The 1,358-nt window shown below is 55.3% G+C and carries 1 protein-coding gene and 1 pseudogene; both read right to left on the bottom strand.

Features of this window, described 5'->3' with window-relative positions; all coding sequences use genetic code 11:
* Positions 1-928: IS3 family transposase (locus tag APH25_RS25405; protein WP_156333291.1), on the bottom strand; the 928-nt coding region annotated here is incomplete at its 3' end.
* 17 nt (positions 929-945) lie between these two features.
* Positions 946-1,358: pseudogene (locus APH25_RS24725) on the bottom strand (IS3 family transposase); the annotation flags it as partial.

Below are 1,358 nucleotides of genomic sequence, written 5' to 3'. Positions count from 1 at the left end.
TTGGATTAGCTGCTTTGGCAGATCTATACAGCGCTGCTCGCGCCTGTAGCAAGGCAGTCGCACTGCCTTCGTGACGCTCGTTGGGCGTCACGTACCGCAGGGCGCTGTGTCGATGATCTTCGTTGTACCACTCGACAAACCTCTGCACCCAGAGTCTCGCCTGCGTGAGGCTGTCGAACGGGCGATCTGGCCAAAGTGGGCAATACTTGGCCGTACGGAAGAGTGTTTCCGCATAGGCATTGTCATTGCTCACCCGCGGACGACTGAACGAAGGCTCAACACCCAGTGACACCATTTGCTCACGTAGCAAAGAGCCTCTCATTACAAGACCGTTGTCGGAATGCAGCACCAAGGGACGACCCGCTGTTCGTTCGCGCAGACATCCTTTTTCAAGTAGCACACAGGCGTTTTCAGCGCACTCGGATTCATGTACTTCGTTAGCCACAAGCTTGCGGCTGTAGATGTCTTTGACCATGTACCAGTAGTAGAAACGCCCCTTGATCGTGGTGGGTAACCAAGTGATGTCCCAGCACCACACCTGGTTCGGGCCATCCGCTCTGTGCGTGGTCAAAACTCGACGCTTCGGGGCTTTAGCCCGGCCTCGGCGCACATGTTGATTCGCCTCTTTTAGCACTCGATAAAATGTCGATTCCGATGCCAGGTAAATACCTTCATCCGCCAACTTCGGCACGATCTGGTGCGGAGTCAGACTGGCATAACCTGGCTGATTCGCAGCGTCCAATACGGCCTGTCGTTCCGCAACACTGAGTTTATTCGGTGGCGCCTTGCGTTGAACTGTCCGACGTCTATCTTCGTTGCTATGGCGCCAGCGCTGGACCGTCCGAAGGCACAGCCCTAGCTCGCTGCACGCACGGAACCGTCTTGCTCCCGCCTCGACAGCTTCGGCGATCAACCCTAATGCTTGCATGCGATCTGAGGCGCTGATCAGTCTTCCTCGCCCTTGCCCCAGATCGCATTGGCTTTTTTTCGGAGATCCAGTAAAGCCTCCGCTTCTTTGCGACTAGCATCAGACTTCGACAACTGACGCTCAAGTTCCTTGATACGCCGTTGCTCGGCGGTTGGCTTGGCGCAAGGCTGAGGCTCAACTGCCGCATTGGCGTTCTGGCAAGCCAAGCGCCATTGCTGGATCTGCTCAGGGAATATCCCTTTCATTCGGCAATATTGGGAAAGCTCGATCTCGCTCAAGGGAGCTGTTTCCATGACAGCATTGAATTTGTCGGTGCTGGACCAGTGATCGCTGGTCTTGTTGTTACCAGGGACGATCAACCCTTTATCTCTAGCCATTTGTCTCCAATTTCGCAGGGATTGCGGAGTAACGCCGATCGCAACGGCAAGCT

The sequence above is a fragment of the Pseudomonas sp. NBRC 111119 genome (assembly GCF_001320125.1).
Taxonomy (GTDB): Bacteria; Pseudomonadota; Gammaproteobacteria; order Pseudomonadales; family Pseudomonadaceae; genus Aquipseudomonas; species Aquipseudomonas parafulva.
This window is presented reverse-complemented; position numbering and strand designations above follow the sequence as displayed.